Origin of the sequence: Gluconobacter roseus (genome assembly GCF_046058915.1) — a bacterium.
Lineage (GTDB): Bacteria > Pseudomonadota > Alphaproteobacteria > Acetobacterales > Acetobacteraceae > Gluconobacter > Gluconobacter roseus_A.
Map to the genome: position 1 here is coordinate 201,352 of NZ_CP175538.1, position 16,555 is coordinate 217,906.

Below are 16,555 nucleotides of genomic sequence, written 5' to 3' on the forward strand. Positions count from 1 at the left end.
TGCCCGTGGCATTTGAGGTATCGCGGTTTTCCAATTCATTTGCCCTCTTTCAGGCCCGCAATTCCTTTTAACGCAAGGAGTCCTTCATCTGGTGACGCAACATTTCGTCAGCACCCTGTTTGCCATACGGTCCTATTTCACCTGGTTGCCTGCTTCCGTCGTTTCGGTGCTGATGCTGGTGGTTGTGGGGGTGCTGGCGTTCTATTGCGGCAATCTGGTGACGACGCAGCTTCTGCGGATCCCGGGATCGCGCAAGGCCGCGTTGATCCGGCGCATCGTCTCGTCCCTGCGCAGGCCGACGCGGCTCATGGTCGCGCTTCTGGCCATGCTGTCTGCACTGCCGGCCGCAACCGGCTTTACGGCAGCGCAGGAAGACGATCTTCAGCTCTTCTTCCTGTTCCTGCTGATCCTGACTTTCGGGTTCTCGGCGATCATGGTCTTCCGGATCATGACGGAGGTCTATCTCAACCGCCTCGCAGCGCGCGAAGAAACCGACGACATCATGATCCGCTCGCACCAGACGCAGATCCGTGTCCTGCGGCGGCTGACGGAAATCCTGGTGGGCATCGTAACCGTGGCCTCGGCGCTGATGCTGTTTCCGTCCGTCAAACAGTATGGGTTGTCTCTGTTCGCGTCTGCTGGTGCGGCCTCGCTGATCGTCGGTTTGTCGGCGCGCGGATTGCTGACGAACCTGATCGCGGGTGTACAGATTGCGCTGACCCAGCCGATCCGGATGGAAGACCTGATCATCATCAATGGCGACTGGTGCTGGGTCGAGGAAATCAATGCGACTTATGTGGTGCTGCGGGTCTGGGACTGGCGGCGGCATATCGTGCCGATCTCGTATTTTCTGGAAAACCAGTTCGAGAACTGGACACATAATTCTGCGGCCATCATCGGTGTTGTGTTCCTGTGGGTCGATTATCAGGCGCCGATGGACAAGATCCGCGAGATGCTGAACGAAATCGTGCGTGGCTGTCCGCTCTGGGACGGGCGCGTGTTCGACGTGCAGGTGGCGGATTGCGACGCGCATGTCATGTCCATCCGCATTATCGCCAGTGCGCGCACGGCGCTTCAGAGCTGGGATCTGCGGTGCGATATCCGCGAGAAGATCATCGCCCGCATCCGCGATGAATGCCCTGAGGCGCTGCCTCGTTCACGTTTCTCCATGATGCCGCCCGCAGCCGGGCCGCAGGAGCCCTGGGAGCGTATGGCGCCCCCGATCAGCCGGCCGCCGCCGGGAAGCTATATGGGTCCGGGTATGGGGCCCGGCAGTTCGTCGATGTCATCAGACTGAGGGCTGCTCGGGGCGCATTTTGGAATGGCGCCGTCCGTAGAAGACGTAAGTCGCAATGCCCAGCGCCAGATAGGTCACCAGAAGGATCAGCGGGACCGGATTGCCGCTGGTAACGGCGTGAACCATGTCCGAGACCAGCGGAATGGTCATGACCAGACAGAACAGGATGCCAAGTGCGGGTGTCGTGCCGATCCAGACCCCACGGATGCGGATACCGCCCAGAGGAACGCTGAAAGGGCGCACGATGTCAGGCCGCGTGTTGCGCTGCCAGATGACCGTAAAACAGACAATTCCGAACGCTGCAGCCGTGCCGATGGAAACGAGATCGCTGATAATGTCGATCGGCAGCGTCGCAGTAATGAGAGCGACGACCAGACCAAGGACAATCGTCCCGATCCACGGCGTGCGGAACTTCGGATGGATCAGACAGAAAACGCCGGGGATCAGACCGTCACGGCTAATGGTCAGCAGGACGCGGGACTGGGCATACATCAGGCCCATCAGAACCGAGCATAAGCCGATCGTGGCGCCGATATTAACCAGCAGGGACAGCCAGGGCGTGTGCATGATCTTTACGGCAATGGCGAGCGGATCGGGCACATCCAATTCGCGATAGGGCACGATGCCAAGCAGCACGGTTGCGACGATCATGTAGACGATGGTGCAGATCAGCAAACTGCCGATAATGCCGATCGGGACATCGCGTGTAGGGTTGCGGGCTTCGGCGGAGGCTGTGGAGACGGCCTCGAACCCGACATAGGCAAAGAAAATGACCGAAGCTGCACGGAAAATGCCGCGCACGCCGTAATGAAACCCGCCTTCACTGGCCGGAATGAACGGGTGCCAGTTTGCCGGATTAACGGCACCAATCCCCAGCGCCACGAACACGAACAGCACCCCGACCTTGAGCGCCACGATCATGGTGTTGATCCTGGCTGACTCCTCAACGCCTCGGACCAGCAGGGCCGTAACGAGAAGCGTTGCTGTGAAGCCGATCAGATCAAACCGCCATCCCGCGCCGATCCTGGCACCTGCCGTGCCGGCAATGGGTTGCAGGGTCGCCTGGGTCAGCGATGTCGGCATATGGATGCCAGTGACGCCAAGCAGCGAACTGGCATAGCCCGACAGACCGGCCGCGACAGCGGAACACGAAATCCCGTATTCCAGAAGCAGCAGCCAGCCGACCATCCAGGCAGCCTTTTCGCCCATCGAAATATAGGCATAGGAATAGGCTGAACCCGACACAGGCAGGGTCGAGGACAGTTCGCCATAGGAGAATGCCGTAAACAGGCAGGCCAGGGCGGCGATAACGAATGAGATCAGGACGGAAGGGCCGGCATATTCCGCAGCGGCCGTACCCGTCATGACGTAAATGCCAGCGCCGATCGTGGAACCGACGCCCAGAATGATCAGTTGCGTTGCCGTCAGGCTTCGTTTGAGACCGTTCGTGTCGTTTTCGAACAGGACCTGTTCAAGGGTCTTGCGACGACTGGGACCGGAGGCATCAGGAGAAGATTGTATCGAAGCTGGCATGATCCGCAATGTGCCGCGAAAAACGGCGGCTGGAAAGGTCAGAGAAGAATGACGGCACCGGCAAAAAGGCCCGCCACGATGCAGTAGATTCCAAAGGGTGTCAGCGCCCAGCCATCATGGTTGCGAAAGAAGCGCAGCATCAGCAGCGAACAGATCAGCGCGGTTAGTCCTGCGACGACGGCACCGGCGACACACTGCACCATGACGTCATGCGAAATCGTCATGTGACGCATCTGCCAGGCTTCGCGCACGGTTGCTGCCAGAACGATGGGCTGGGCCATCAGCAGGGAGAAACGCGCAGCCGTTTCATGGTCCAGACCGCGCAGCAGCCCACCATTCATGGTAGCTCCCGAACGCGACAGCCCCGGCAGAAGCGCAAGGCACTGCCAGATGCCAATGATTACGGCGTCCTTCGGGGCAAGCGTGGCGATGGGCTTGTGATCGCGATGGCCTTTCTGGCGCCGGAGCCATTCCGTCGCCATGAGCAGAAAGCCGTTGAGGATCAGGAACCCGGCAACGGCGAGGGGCGTGCCGAACACAGCGCGCAGACGGTGTTCCAGCAGCCAGCCAACCAGCACAGCGGGAATGGTCGCAATCACGAGCAGCCCGAAAATCCGAATCGCTTCCATCTGCGCGTAGCGGCCATAACGGCCGAACATGCCGCCCAGAATGGCCATCCAGTCCCGCCAGAACACACCGGCCAGCGCGACCAGCGTTCCGACATGGAGCATGGTCAGGAACGGTAGGAACATCGGGGCGTGTTCGTCCAGATCCCAGTGCAGGAGCGCGGGCAGGAGTACGGCATGGCCGAGGCTGCTGACCGGAAAGGGCTCGGTAATACCCTGAACGATGGCGAGAATGAGGGCCTGGAGAAGCGTCATGGAGCCTGTATCGGGTGGAGGCCTTCGTCACAAAGGCGGAAAAGCAGATCACTTGCCTCATGGTGGCAGGCGACGCAACCTTGGACGTAACCTTGACCGGGTGGTCAAGGGAGGACTAACTCCCGTTCTGTTCAAGATTTTCCGGAAGGCGAGGCTGGCATGCAGTCAACATTGAGCGGCCGTGGGGGCGCCATCCTGGCCAGTGGTCTCGTTCTGGCGATCGCCGGAACATTCCTCGTCTATGGCAACGCCTTGCGCAAGGGACCTGATTTTCAGGGCGAGGTTCTGCACGCGGCCTTCAATTCCGCGAATGGCCTCCACAAGGGCGCGAATGTCGATCTCGCAGGCGTGCCTGTCGGGCGTGTCGTCTCCATTACGCTTGATCCCCGGACGCAGATGGCCGACGTGGCCTTTACGGTGGACCAGCGGCTGCATCTTCCCGTGGACACAGCCGTAGGCATCGGTGCGCCGACCATGACGGCGGATAATGCGCTACAGATCCAGCCCGGTCATTCCCGCACGACACTGTCCAGCGAAGGCAAGATCACGGATACGCGGGATCAGCTTTCGCTGGAGCAGCAGGTCAGCAATTACATCTTTGGTGGCGGCAAGCTGGGCCAGTAAGGCCAGCCTGCCGCGCCGGGCTCAGTCGTTCAGCGGATAGGACGCCAGCAGCCGACGCTGCTTGCGCCAGGAATGCAGCATCGAAAACGCCCCCGATGTTTTCCATCCACGCGCCCTGTTGGCAGCCCCGATCAGGAACGTCTGACGGTAATGTGAGAACTGGGCGCGATAGGCTTCCCAGAGCGTGGTACGGCGGTCCCAGATATGGGTGGCCTCGGAGCCGACGCCGTTGATCTCGATGATCCGGAAGTTCTCGCCCCGGCGCAGATCCTCAATGGATGCGGCTTTCACATCCACCCGCCCGAAATGGAAATCCGGGATGTCCTTCATGATGGCATCCAGCCGTGTGGTCAGAGCCTCTGTCGTATCGGCACGACCATCGCGGAAGACGGAACCCTTGCAGTGGTTCCCGGCAAAAACCAGCGGCATTTCCTCACCCTTGGCGAGGATATTCTTTTCCTTGCCAGCCAGACGCGGCAGATAGATCTGCGGAACGAGGCCCATGCGCGGATCACGCAGGATCAGTTCCTCGACCGTAGACACGCCATCGCCCGTCAGGATCGGAGCTTCCTTGTAGGTGATGGACGTGATGCGGCCACGGGGCTCGTCGGGGTGGCGGATGTAGAACAGGCCTGCCTCAACCGGATAGGTGATGAGCTCCTGAACCAGCATGTCCACGTCATCGGGGAACTGCGGCAGGACGGCCTCAAGCTGTTCGCGGGACTGAACGAGTTTCACGCCCGTGCCATTGCAGCCGATATCGGGCTTGATGACGACGGGGAAGGACAGGCCCTTGCGCTCCATGGCGTCCAGCGCCCGGCGCTCAGAGCCTTTGCCGCTGCGAAAGACGACGTAGGGGGCGATGTAGGACTGTGCCGTGGAGCCACCCATGTCGAGAATGGAGGACTTGCTCTCCCCGCACAGGCCACCGGTTTCAATGCGCGGATTGGCGGCGGTGGAGATACTGAGGTCGCGGTATTTGATCCCCATGGCGATCCAGTACAGGACGATGGGGGTGTAGAAGATGGATCCGGGCCAGAATTCGAAAAGGGAGAGCGGGTTCTGGTCGGCTTCTGACTTGGACATTGCTGTTACTGGCTCACGGTCTGGAGACGGGCGATCAGGCGCCCGACGACAACGATACACAGGACAAACCCCGCCAGTCCGGCCCAGCGCCAGCCGCCCTGATGGGCGAGCAGCCAGCCTCCGACTCTCATGGCGAGCAGGAAAAGACACGTCGTCCAGACCAGCGTAGCCAGAACTGCGGTCATGGCAAAGGGAAGGAACGGCGCGCGGAAAAAACCGCAGGCGGTATAGAGCGGCAGTCTGGCGCCGGGCACGAAGCGGGAAATGGCCACGACGCGGATGACGTTCGTACTGAACCAGTCCTGTGTACGTTCGCGTTTGGGAAGGGTCAGGAACCGCTTGAGGTAAGGCCAGCGGGCACCGGCAGCACCAAGCCCGTACAGGCCCATATCCCCGACCGCCACGCCGAAATACAGCGCACCCAGGGCGAGGGGGATGCTGACTTCGCCGGCACGGGCTGCAATCGCGGAAAGCACCGTTGCCACGTCTTCGAGAATGAAGGTGCCAACAATGATGGTGGCTGCCTTCAGCCAGGCTGGCTGGGAGGCCATGGCAGGGCCGATGGCAATCACGATTGGGGAGGTTCTATGAACATTGAGGCGCCGGTTTCGCACGCCAGCGCGCCAACGACAATCTTGCCCTGCCATATTTCGGTGCGAATGACCTGCGACACTCCTTTGGAGGCTGGCGGTCCGTGCTGCGGATTGCTAGCGTATGTCCTATCATTTCTACCCGTAAGGGATCATTCCTGACCGTGCTTCAACGACGCCATCTGCTTGCCGCCCTGACTTCCGTTGCCGGCTCGGCGGCAGTCGGGTTTTCGTCCGCCCGCGCACAGGATTACAGCGCTTTTCTTGCCAGTGTTCGGGCACAGGCCGTGGCGCAGGGACTGTCCCCCGCGATCGTTTCACAGGCGCTCAGCCTGACAACGCAGCCCAACGCCTCCGTGCTCAAGCTCGACCGTCATCAGCCGGAGTTCACGCTGACCTGGGCGCAGTATCGTGATCGCGTCCTGCCGGAGTCGCGTTTTGAAAAGGGACGGAGCGTTTACGCAGCCCAGCAGTCGGTGATGTCACCCGTAAGCGCACGTTTCGGATGCGACGACCGCGCCGTCATGGGGATCTGGGGCCTCGAGTTGGGATTTGGCGCGCATGACGGGACCTATTCCGTCATCGATGCGCTGGCGACGCTGGCCTTTGACGGACGGCGTTCTGCCTTCTTCCGCAACGAGCTCATGAAGGCGCTTCAGATCCTCAATGACGGCGATATCGCACCAGCCGCCATGATCGGAAGCTACGCTGGTGCCATGGGACAGGCACAGTTCATGCCCAGCGCCTATCTGCGCTATGCAGCGGACGGGGACGGGGATGGCAAGCGCAATATCTGGACCTCCGAAGCGGATGTGTTCGCCTCTATTGCCAATTATCTCGGCAAGTGCGGCTGGCAGGTCGACGAACCCTGGGGACAGGAAGTCGCTCTAACCAAAGTGCTCGATAAGGCGGAAATCGGCCGGACCCGTCAGCGGACGCTGGGAGAGTGGATGGCGCTGGGCGTGCGCCGGCCTGACGGGACCTCATTCTCGCGGTCCGACGCACAGGGTGCTGTCGTGCAGCCTGATGGTCCGAACACGCAGGCCTTCATGGTCTATCACAACTTCAACGTGATCCGCCGGTACAACCCGTCGGACTACTATGCGCTCGGCGTCGGGCTTCTGGGGACCGGAATTGTCTCTGCGTAAGTACGGGGCCACTCTGGCCCTTCTGCCGCTGCTCACATCCTGCCAGCGTGACGAGCCGGCACCTGTCGTCCATCCGCATTACGAACTGGGTGATGCCTGGCCTGGCACACACGGATGGTTCTATCCGAACGAGCAGTTCGACTATCACGCGACAGGACTGGCGACGCGCGAACACGCGCCTGCTTCCGGTCTGACAGCTGATGGGGAAGCCTGGTCTGCGGACGGGATGACGGGAGCGCATCAGACGCTTCAGCTTCCGGCGATCGTCAGTGTCCGCAACCTTCTGAACGGCCGGATCGTGCGTATCCGGCTGACGGATCGTGGACCGGCTGATCCCGGACGCATTATTGCACTGTCTCCGAAAGCAGCGGACCTTCTGGGCATGACGGCAGATACGCCTGTCGAAGTTACGGAAGACGAAGCGGTCAGCCGTGTGCTGGCGGAAAAGCTGGTGAAAGTGCCGCCCCAGAATATTTCCGCAGCGCCTGTCGGGGAAGTCCGGGCGACCTCGCTGAGTGATGGCTCCTCGCAGGTCTATGGCAACAACTCGTCCGCCGAGACAACGTCCGTCCCTGTCGGGCCATTGCCTGCGACATGGACACAGGGCAGTCGGGGGCCATCGGGGCTTTATATCCTGATGGGAATATTTTCTGGCAGCGCGACGGCAGCAGGTGTTGCAGCGCGCTGTGGCGGCTCGGTCCTGCATGCGCGGGAGGCCGTCGGGCTTGAGTGGCGCGTTCTTGGTGGACCCTATTCCGACATCGCACAGGCTGATGCGGCACTGGACCACACCCGCCTGTGCGGGGTAGAGGGCGCGCGGATCATTGTGGAATGACGGCCGGTTGTCTGAAGGCCGTGGAACTGGGGACGAACGTGCGGACTAGACGCTCTCTTTTCGGTGGGGTGGCAGGTATTGCGGCCTGTGCTTCTTTTGCGGGACCCCTGAAGGCGTTTGCCCGCCCGCACCGCCATGCTGCCCATGCTGCAAAAGCTGCTGCAGCCGCTGCGGCAGATGCTCCGGTCGGCACGCCTGCGAATACGCCTATCGGTCCGTTCGATACGGTGGCGCGCTGGGCCTATGTTGTCGATTACGACACGGGCGCTGTCCTGCTCGACAAGGCATCCGATGAGCGCATGGCCCCGTCTTCGCTGACGAAGATGATGACGGCCTATATCGTGTTCGGCATGCTGGCCACGGGCCGCATCCGTCTGGAGCAGAGCCTGCCGGTCAGCGAGAAAGCCTGGCGTACGCAGGGCTCCAAGATGTTCGTGCCGCTGGGCCAGAGCGTTCTGGTGTCCGACCTGATCCAGGGCATGCTGATCCAGTCCGGAAATGATGCGTGCATCGTTCTGGCTGAAGGCATTGCGGGTTCGGAAGAGCGCTTTGTCGCGATGATGAACGAGGAAGCGCCGAAGCTTGGCATGATGAACTCGCACTTCCTCAACGTGACAGGTCTGCCAGCGGACGGCCATTACATGACGGCACGCGATGTCGCGACAGTGGCGTCTCATCTGATCCGCGATTTCCCGCAATACTACCATTATTTCGGTGAGCTTGAGTTCACCTATAACCACATCCGTCAGGGCAACCGGAACGTGCTGGTCGACAAGGGCCTCGCTGACGGTCTGAAGACCGGCCATACGGATGCGGGCGGTTTTGGTCTGTGCGCAAGCTCCCAGCGCAATGGCAACCGCGTCATCGTCGTCATCAACGGTACATCGTCGAGCAATGAACGCGCCCATGAGGGCGAGCGTCTGATGTCCTGGGCCTTTGCCAACTTCGAGAACGCCACGCTGTTCCGTCGCGGGCAGGTCGTGGATTCCGCGCCGGTCTGGATGGGCGAACACCGTCAGGTCCCGCTGGTGGCAGGTGCCGATATCGTCATGACGCTCCCGGTGGGCTGGCAGCAGCGCTCCCATATCGGGGTGGATTATGCTTCTCCGGTGATTGCGCCGGTGACGAAGGGCCAGGTCTGCGGTGCGCTGGTGATTTCGGCGCCGAACATGGCTGACATCCGTGTGCCGCTTGAGGCTGGCGAATCGGTTGCCAAGCTTGGACTGGTCGCCCGCGCCATGACCCTTCTGGGCCATGGTCCCGCGCAGTAAGGGCATGGCTGGAAAAGGACTGTTCATTACGCTTGAAGGCGGCGAGGGCGCTGGGAAATCCACCCAGGCCCGCCTTCTGGCCGAGGCTCTGCGCACGGAAGGGCATAAGGTTCTTCTGACGCGGGAACCCGGTGGGACGCCGGGCGCGGAAGAAATCCGCAACCTGCTGCTGTTCGGAAAGGTCGATCTCTCCTGGCGGGCCGAAATCCTGATGCACATGGCCGCCCGGTCGGACCACCTCGATAATGCCATTCTGCCGGCGCTTTCACGTGGCGAGATCGTGGTCTGTGACCGCTTCCATGACTCGACGCTGGCCTATCAGGGCTACGGCATCGGGCAGGGGGCGCCCGAGGTTCTGGCGTTCCTGAACGGTGCCCGCAAACTCGTGGATTTCGAGCCGGATCTGACGCTGATGCTCGAACTTCCCTGGACGCAGGCGCTCGCGCGTCTGAAGGCGCGTGGAGGCCAGACGGACCGTTACGAGGCTCAGGCAGAAGCATTCCATGAGCGCGTTCTGGCCGGGTTCGATGCGATTGCGTCTGCTGATCCGGCGCGGGTGAAACGTGTGGATGCGGGCCAGACGCCGGAGGCCGTTAGTGCGGCTCTTCTGCAAGCCGTGCATGACATCCTGACGGTTCAGGGCCTGTGAGTGATCCGCGGCATACTCTGGATCTGTATGGCCATGCCGAGGCGGAAGCGACGTTCCGGCAGGCGCTTGCCAGTGGAAAGCTGCATCATGCCTGGCTGATCTGCGGTCCGGCAGGAATTGGCAAGGCAACGCTGGCCTTCCGTCTGGCCCGCTTGCTTCTGAACGCGGAAAATCCGAACTCGTCGCAGGCACGGCGTATTGCAGCCGGAACGCACGGCGACCTGCTGGAAATCTCGCGGGCCGTGGACGAGAAAAAAGGCCGTCTGCGCGGTGAAATTACCGCAGCGGATGTCCGCCCGGTCCAGACCTTCCTGCATCACACGGCGACCGAAGGCGGATGGCGCGTGGTGATCGTGGACGGGGCGGAATATCTGAACCGGTTTGCGGCCAATGCGCTGCTCAAGATCCTCGAAGAGCCACCCCCGCGCTGTGTCCTTCTGCTGACCACGTCCTCTCCGGGCGCGCTCCTGCCCACGATCCGCAGCCGCTGCCGGATGCTCACACTGTCCGCGCTGTCGGACGCGGATATGCGCGCTGCACTGCCCGGCATCTCTGCGGATGTGCTGGCGCGGGCCCATGGATCGCCTGGGCGGGCACTCTTTCTCTCGCACGACCGGGACGGGGCGATTGCCTCATTTGTGGCGGAAATCCTCGCCGGACAGGTGCGTGCTTCGGAAACCATGACCCTGAGCGAGCGTATTGCGAGAGAGGCTGAAGGTTTCGCATTGCTCTGCGATTTGCTAGGCGAAGGACTGGCAGACCGTGCGCGCTCGGCAGCGCGGCGCGGGGATCTTGCAAAGGCCGATCTGGCGGCGCGGCAGTGTTCCGAACTGGACACGCTGAGGCGTCAGACCGAAGGCTTCAATCTGGACAAGGCCCAGGCCATCCGTCAGGCAGCGGAACTCGCTTCCGGCAGTTGAGATGGTCAGGGCGTTATGAAACGAGTGGACATGACGCGGCGCTTCACCATCACGACCCCGATCTTCTATGTGAACGGCGCTCCGCATATCGGGCATGCCTACACCTCCATCGCGGCCGACGTTCTGGCCCGCTTCCATCGCCTGAACGGCGAAGAGGTCCTGTTCGTCAGCGGCACCGACGAGCACGGCCAGAAGGTCGAGCAGACGGCCGTCGCCAAGGGCATGGACCCCCAAGCCTATGCCGACGAGGTTTCGGCCTCCTTCCGCCAGATGCAGAAGGACATGGCGATCTCGACCGATGAGTTCATCCGCACGACTGAAGAGCGCCACAAGGGCGCGGCCAAGGCGCTGTGGGAAAAGGTCGCGGCGAACGGGCATATCTATCTGGGCGCCTATGAGGGTTGGTACTCGACGCGCGATGAAGCGTTCATCGGCGAGGACGAGCTGGTCAAGAAGCCCGACGGGACGTTCGTGGCGCCCTCCGGTGCACCGGTCGAGCGCGTCAAGGAACCGTCCTATTTCTTCCGTCTGTCCGATTTTCAGGACCGGCTTCTGAAGCTCTACGAAGACAATCCCGACTTCATCGGACCCGTCGGCCCGCGTCGTGAAATCGAGAGCTTCGTCCGTCAGGGTCTGCGCGACCTGTCCGTCAGCCGCACGAGCTTCAAATGGGGCGTGCCGGTTCCGAACGATCCCGACCATGTCATGTATGTCTGGTTCGACGCACTGGCGAACTATCTGACGGCCGTGGGTTATCCGGATCTCGATGACCCGCGGGCCAAGTTCTGGCCGGCGGATGTCCATATCGTGGGCAAGGAAATTGCTCGCTTCCACTGCGTGTACTGGCCGGCCTTCCTGATGGCGGCTGGCATTGATCTGCCGAAGAGCGTCTTCGCCCATGGCTGGTGGACGGTCGAAGGCGAGAAGATGAGCAAGTCTCTCGGTAACGTCCTCGACCCGAAGGCGCTCGCTGACGAATTCGGGCTGGATGCGCTGCGCTTTTTCCTGATGCGCGAAGTGCCGTTTGGCGGGGATTCCAATTTCAGCCGCCGCTCCATGATCACGCGTACGAATGTCGAACTGGCGAACGATCTTGGCAATCTGTGCCAGCGTACGCTGAGCCAGGTGGCCCGCAATCTGGGCGGCGTTCTGCCTGAACGCGGCACGCTGACCGAAGACGATCAGGCCATGCTGGCCATGGTGACGCTGCTGCCGACGATCATGTCCGAACAGATTGAGCGCAAGGCGATCACCGATGCGCTGGAAGAAGTCTGGAAGGTCATCCGCTCCGCCAATTCCTATATCGACCGTCAGGCGCCCTGGGCCCTGAAAAAGACCGATCCGGAGCGTATGGCGGACGTCCTGCGCGTTCTCGTGGACATGATCCGCGGGATCGCAACCATGCTTCAGCCCTACATGCCGAACACGATGGACAAGATGCTGACACAGCTCGGTGTGCAGGATGACGAGCGGACATTCGCGGCTCTCGAAACGCTGCTGCCGGCGGGTCGCACGCTTCCCAAGCCGGAAGGTCTGTTCCCGCGTTTTGTCGAGGAAGAGGCATGACGGGACTGATCGACACCCATTGTCATTTGGACATGCTCGATGATCTCGCGCCCGCTTTCGAGCTGGCGCGGGAGTCGGGCCTGTCCGGCATGATCACGATCGGGACGCGCTTTTCACAGGCTGATACGCAGATCGCCCTGACTCAGCATGACACGCCGGATCTGCGGATCTGGTGCGCAATCGGCATTCATCCGGATTATGCGGGCGAGGAGCGTCTGCCGTCCGTCGAGGAACTCGTCGCCAAGACCGAAGCGCCTTCCGTTGTGGCAATCGGGGAGACGGGGCTGGATTATTTTTATAGCGGAGACGAGGCCAAGCCGGCCCAGCACGCTGCCTTCCGTACCCATATCGCGGCCGCACACCAGACGGGACTGCCGGTCGTCATCCACACCCGCAATGCCGATGACGACATGATCGCCATCCTGCGTGACGAACACGCCAAGGGCGCGTTTCCGTTCCTCATCCATTGCTTTGCATCCGGCCCGAAACTGGCAGAGGTAGCTCTGGAACTCGGCGGCTATATCAGTTTCTCGGGCCTGCTGACCTTCCCGAAATGCGAGGAAATCCGCGAAGTGGCGCGGATGGTTCCGGAAGACCGCATTCTGGTCGAGACGGACAGTCCGTTTCTCGCACCTGTCCCGAAACGCGGAAAACCCAACATGCCGGGTTACGTCGCCCATACGGCTGCGCGACTGGCCGAAGAGCGGGGCGTGTCGCTCGATGAGATTGCCCGGATCACGTCTGAAAATGCCCGTCGTCTGTTCACGAGGATTGCTGCGTGAAAGTGACAATCCTTGGATGTGGTGGCTCTGCCGGCGTTCCCATGATCGGGGGCGAGGAGGGACCACGGACGGGGATCTGGGGCGCCTGCGACCCAGCGGAGCCGCGTAACCGGCGCACACGCTCATCAGTCGTGATCGAAGGTGAGGGCGGTTTCCGGCTTCTGGTGGATTCCGGACCGGATTTCCGCGACCAGATGCTGAACTGTGGCCTGAGCCATGTCCATGCGGTTCTCTTCACGCATCCGCATAGCGATCATATCGGCGGCCTCGACGAATTGCGGGCCATCAACCGCGTGATCGAAACGCCTCTGCCGCTGCTGGCTGCACCGGATGTTCTGGAAGAACTGCGCCTGCGCTACGCCTATGCATTCGCGCCGTGGAAAGGACCAGAGTTCTACCGGCCGGTTTTTGACGAGCATGTCGTGCAGTCCGGAGAAACAGTCACGTTCCCTGGTCTGACCGCTCGGATTTTCGAGCAGCGACACGGGCGGATTGCCTCTCTTGGCGTGCGTTGCGGAAACTTTGCCTACAGCACGGATGTCGAGACGCTTTCGGATGAGTCCCTGTCGCTGCTTGAAGGCGTGCAGACCTGGGTCGTGGACTGCTTCCAGTACGAGCCGCATCCAGCCCATGCCTGGCTCGAACGTGTGCTGGAGTGGCGTGAGCGCCTCGGCGTGGGGCACGTGGTTTTGACCCATATGGGGCCGGATATGGATTACCAGACCCTGCGCGAGACCTTGCCGGTAGGTGTTGAACCAGCCTATGACGGAATGGTGCTAGACCTTCAGGCTTAATGCGGGGTGCTGGTCTGTATCGGACTGTCCGGGGCGAGAACGATCTGTCCTCCCGGGCGCTCGACCGGTTCGGCGGGCGGGACTGATGGATTGAGCGAATACCGTGCGCCGTCAAACTGCATACGACTGGTGACAAGGGCAGGGCGCCCATCCGGCAGTTTTCCGGAATAGGACACTTCAAGATCGTGCCAGCCCTTCGACAGATGCGGCAGAACACGAATGGGCAGGTGGACCAGCGTCATACGTGACAGGACCCGCCAGTCACCACCACTGTTCGTGAGAATGAAAAGCGTGCAGCCACCGGTTGCCCCGCACCATGTGCTGTCCCGGGCATAGACAAGATACTGCCGTGTCGTACCGCTCCCGTTCAGCATGATATCCGCTCCCTGATAGCGGGACAGTCCAAGGTTTGACCTTACGAAGTCCTGGATTGCGGTGGCAGACGCGGCTCCCGCCTGTCCATGGAGCGCAAACAGGGCGCTCAGGACAAAGGGAAGAGGCATTTTCATGGACACTTCCTTTTGAAAGACCGGGCAGGGGAATGCCCGGTCTTTCAGGCTCAGAACGTCATCATCGCACCGGCGGACATCGTGTGATCGCTTTCGTGAGCAATGCTGTGGGAGTCCAATTCCGTATGGGCATATTCGCCCACGATCGTGAACCAGTCCGTCAGATTGTAATAGATCGCTCCGACTTCCGACTGGTTGCGCCGGACCATGGACGGATTGTCTTCGCCTGGAGTCTGATAGAGGTTGCTGACGCCATAGCTGCCAACAAGCTTGAGCTTGGGGAGAATCTTATAGGCTGCCTGAACGTAGTAGCCTTCGGAATCACGCTTGCGTCCGTTGGCAGATACGCCATCGAAGAAGATGCCAGTCGTACCAAGACCACTGCCATAGTAGTAATAGGCCACGCCTTCGAACGGGCCGCGTGAGACCTTGACGCCAACGTCGCCAGCCTCGACCGTCGTGCCTTTCCGGCTGCTGCTGCCCAGCGTCGCGCTGGTCAGGTTCTGCTGATGCTGAACAAGGAAGCTGCTCCAGAAGCGGGTCGTAAAGCCTGCGATGTTGCCGTCATAGGTGACTTTGCCCTGAAGCATGGGAGAGCTGTGCTGGGTCGTGGTTGCGGAGATGCCGCCGCCGGCAAAGTTGAACTCGTCGAGCGGCGTCATGATACCAACGGAGGCCTGGAAGCCTTTCCATTTCGGCGAGATATAGGTGATCTGTGGCAGCCAATCGGTATAGACGTAACCGACGCCGATGCGACCGAGAGACGTGTTGGCAGGATTGGCGTTGCTGCCGGTACTGCCAACGCTGAGAAGCGTGGCGTCATTCAGGATGGCGTCAGACGCGAACAGCGCAATGTCGCGACCCAGCTTGACCGTACCAAATTTGTCCGTGCCAGCGGTCATGTAGACCTGACGAAAATCGAGGCCGGCCGTTCCCAGGCCCACCGGGCTGCCGCCGGAATTGGCGTTGAAGGTGCTGGGATTGTTGTTGTTGATGCCAGGATACATGCCAAAGACGGCACCAAGCTTGATCCCGTCCTGAACCGTATTCAGCTTGAGAATCAGACCGCCAGGCAACAGGCCGTTACGGACGGACGAGGAATCAAAGCCGCTGCTTCCGGTTGAGACGCCACCTGCGACCGGGCGACCACCGCCGGGGCTGTTATAGGTATAATAGGCGTTGACGAAGCCTGAGATGTTGATGTCGATCTGGCCGGCCTGGATCGTCACACCTTTACCCGCGACATAGGGCTTCACACGCACGATGCTGTCCGGATTATAGGTCCGGCGCGCTTCCAGAAGCGAATTGCGGGCATCCTGTGCACTGGCCGATGCATCCATGGCGGCACGGCGCGCTGCGGAAACAGCGGCGATGGTCGTCACATCCGGGGGAGCCTCCAGGCTGCTTCCTTCGTTCTGAGGCCCATAGCGCATGTAGCGGTTGCGGTGTCGTGAAGGGGCGGCAGGCGCGCTGTCATCGTCGCGCTGCAGCGAAGGGTGCGAGTGATGCTGATGATGGGCCAGCAGCACATTATATTCCGAGCGGGTCAGACTGCCCTTGGCCCGGAGAATGTCGAGCAGTTCCGTATAATCATCGGCCCATGCGGCGTTCGGGAGGACGGAGAGTGCAGCAATGCAGAATGTGCTTCCCAGAAGGCTCAGGCGGCACAGGGACATAGATGGCATATAAACAGCCGCTCCCGCGGATATACCGACGATCGCAATGCGGGCGCTCACCGGCAGATTGGACTACAATGCTTTTCCTAGCGCGAATGGAGACATTCTTCGCAACAATAGGATGTGTTCTCACAAAAACGTCAGAAATTCGTGGTTTCCAGATATATTAGTTGGCATAATATATCTTATACGACATGCGTGTGAGAACGGCCCTGCCTGAGGCTCGCAGTTCATCCATTTTGTTCACCATGATTCCTGAACGCACAAAATCCGCAGTTTTCAGCCATTCTGCTTATGGCAACAAGCCATAACTCTATCTTTTCCTGACCCGGCTTTGAATCGGTCCGCATAACGCACGGACATTCATGCTCTCGAAAGCTGCTGAGCAGCGCAT

Annotated in this window: 16 protein-coding genes; 10 read left to right on the forward strand and 6 right to left on the reverse strand. The window is 60.9% G+C overall.

Annotation, left to right across the window (positions count from 1 at the left end; translation table 11 throughout):
* Positions 1–91 precede the first annotated feature (91 nt).
* Positions 92–1,297, forward strand: coding sequence for a mechanosensitive ion channel family protein (locus ACJ2A4_RS00995; protein WP_408873253.1), 1,206 nt, complete (start codon positions 92–94; stop codon positions 1,295–1,297).
* On the opposite strand, the gene ACJ2A4_RS01000 is transcribed toward ACJ2A4_RS00995, so the two are convergent.
* Entirely contained in the window at positions 1,289–2,830 is a 1,542-nt protein-coding gene (locus ACJ2A4_RS01000; RefSeq protein WP_408873254.1) for an amino acid permease, read from the reverse strand. The two genes, ACJ2A4_RS00995 and ACJ2A4_RS01000, sit on opposite strands and share 9 nt — an antisense overlap.
* Positions 2,831–2,868: 38 nt before the next feature.
* Complete coding sequence (locus tag ACJ2A4_RS01005; protein WP_408873255.1) at positions 2,869–3,711, reverse strand: undecaprenyl-diphosphate phosphatase; 843 nt, start codon at positions 3,709–3,711, stop codon at positions 2,869–2,871.
* Between the two features lie 159 nt (positions 3,712–3,870).
* On the opposite strand from ACJ2A4_RS01005, the gene ACJ2A4_RS01010 reads away from it, so the two are divergent.
* Positions 3,871–4,335: an MlaD family protein gene (locus ACJ2A4_RS01010; protein ID WP_408873256.1), complete on the forward strand. Its 465-nt coding sequence runs from the start codon at positions 3,871–3,873 to the stop codon at positions 4,333–4,335.
* Between the two features lie 21 nt (positions 4,336–4,356).
* Here ACJ2A4_RS01010 and ACJ2A4_RS01015 read toward each other — a convergent pair whose 3' ends face one another.
* Positions 4,357–5,421 (reverse strand): D-alanine--D-alanine ligase, encoded by a 1,065-nt coding sequence (locus ACJ2A4_RS01015; protein WP_408873257.1) that lies wholly within the window; start codon positions 5,419–5,421, stop codon positions 4,357–4,359.
* A gap of 5 nt (positions 5,422–5,426) precedes the next feature.
* A complete protein-coding gene (locus ACJ2A4_RS01020) occupies positions 5,427–5,993 on the reverse strand; it encodes a DedA family protein (protein ID WP_041110405.1) in 567 nt (188 codons plus the stop codon).
* Between the two features lie 182 nt (positions 5,994–6,175).
* Here ACJ2A4_RS01020 and ACJ2A4_RS01025 point away from each other — a divergent pair, with 182 nt between their 5' ends.
* From ACJ2A4_RS01025 to ACJ2A4_RS01060, 8 genes are read left to right on the forward strand one after another with little or no spacing between them, the layout of a single operon-like run.
* Positions 6,176–7,159, forward strand: coding sequence for a lytic transglycosylase domain-containing protein (locus ACJ2A4_RS01025; protein ID WP_408873258.1), 984 nt, complete (start codon positions 6,176–6,178; stop codon positions 7,157–7,159).
* Positions 7,146–7,994 (forward strand): septal ring lytic transglycosylase RlpA family protein, encoded by an 849-nt coding sequence (locus ACJ2A4_RS01030; protein ID WP_408873259.1) that lies wholly within the window; start codon positions 7,146–7,148, stop codon positions 7,992–7,994. Before ACJ2A4_RS01025 ends, ACJ2A4_RS01030 begins: the two co-directional genes overlap by 14 nt.
* Positions 7,991–9,265, forward strand: a complete 1,275-nt coding sequence (locus ACJ2A4_RS01035; protein ID WP_408873260.1) for a D-alanyl-D-alanine carboxypeptidase family protein — start codon at positions 7,991–7,993, stop codon at positions 9,263–9,265. The genes ACJ2A4_RS01030 and ACJ2A4_RS01035 overlap by 4 nt, the downstream gene beginning before the upstream one ends.
* A gap of 4 nt (positions 9,266–9,269) precedes the next feature.
* On the forward strand, positions 9,270–9,914 hold the full coding sequence (gene tmk / locus ACJ2A4_RS01040; RefSeq protein WP_408873261.1) for a dTMP kinase: 645 nt from the start codon (positions 9,270–9,272) through the stop codon (positions 9,912–9,914).
* On the forward strand, positions 9,911–10,834 hold the full coding sequence (locus ACJ2A4_RS01045; RefSeq protein ID WP_408873262.1) for a DNA polymerase III subunit delta': 924 nt from the start codon (positions 9,911–9,913) through the stop codon (positions 10,832–10,834). The genes tmk and ACJ2A4_RS01045 overlap by 4 nt, the downstream gene beginning before the upstream one ends.
* A 30-nt stretch (positions 10,835–10,864) precedes the next feature.
* Positions 10,865–12,400: a methionine--tRNA ligase gene (metG, locus tag ACJ2A4_RS01050; RefSeq protein ID WP_408873263.1), complete on the forward strand. Its 1,536-nt coding sequence runs from the start codon at positions 10,865–10,867 to the stop codon at positions 12,398–12,400.
* Positions 12,397–13,182 (forward strand): TatD family hydrolase, encoded by a 786-nt coding sequence (locus ACJ2A4_RS01055; protein ID WP_408873264.1) that lies wholly within the window; start codon positions 12,397–12,399, stop codon positions 13,180–13,182. Before metG ends, ACJ2A4_RS01055 begins: the two co-directional genes overlap by 4 nt.
* On the forward strand, positions 13,179–13,976 hold the full coding sequence (locus ACJ2A4_RS01060; RefSeq protein ID WP_408873265.1) for an MBL fold metallo-hydrolase: 798 nt from the start codon (positions 13,179–13,181) through the stop codon (positions 13,974–13,976). The genes ACJ2A4_RS01055 and ACJ2A4_RS01060 overlap by 4 nt, the downstream gene beginning before the upstream one ends.
* On the opposite strand, the gene ACJ2A4_RS01065 is transcribed toward ACJ2A4_RS01060, so the two are convergent.
* Together ACJ2A4_RS01065 and ACJ2A4_RS01070 are read right to left on the reverse strand one after the other, a co-directional pair.
* Entirely contained in the window at positions 13,973–14,485 is a 513-nt protein-coding gene (locus tag ACJ2A4_RS01065) for a hypothetical protein (protein WP_408873266.1), read from the reverse strand. The genes ACJ2A4_RS01060 and ACJ2A4_RS01065 overlap by 4 nt on opposite strands.
* Before the next feature lie 50 nt (positions 14,486–14,535).
* Positions 14,536–16,161: a porin gene (locus tag ACJ2A4_RS01070; RefSeq protein ID WP_408874063.1), complete on the reverse strand. Its 1,626-nt coding sequence runs from the start codon at positions 16,159–16,161 to the stop codon at positions 14,536–14,538.
* Positions 16,162–16,555 lie beyond the last annotated feature (394 nt).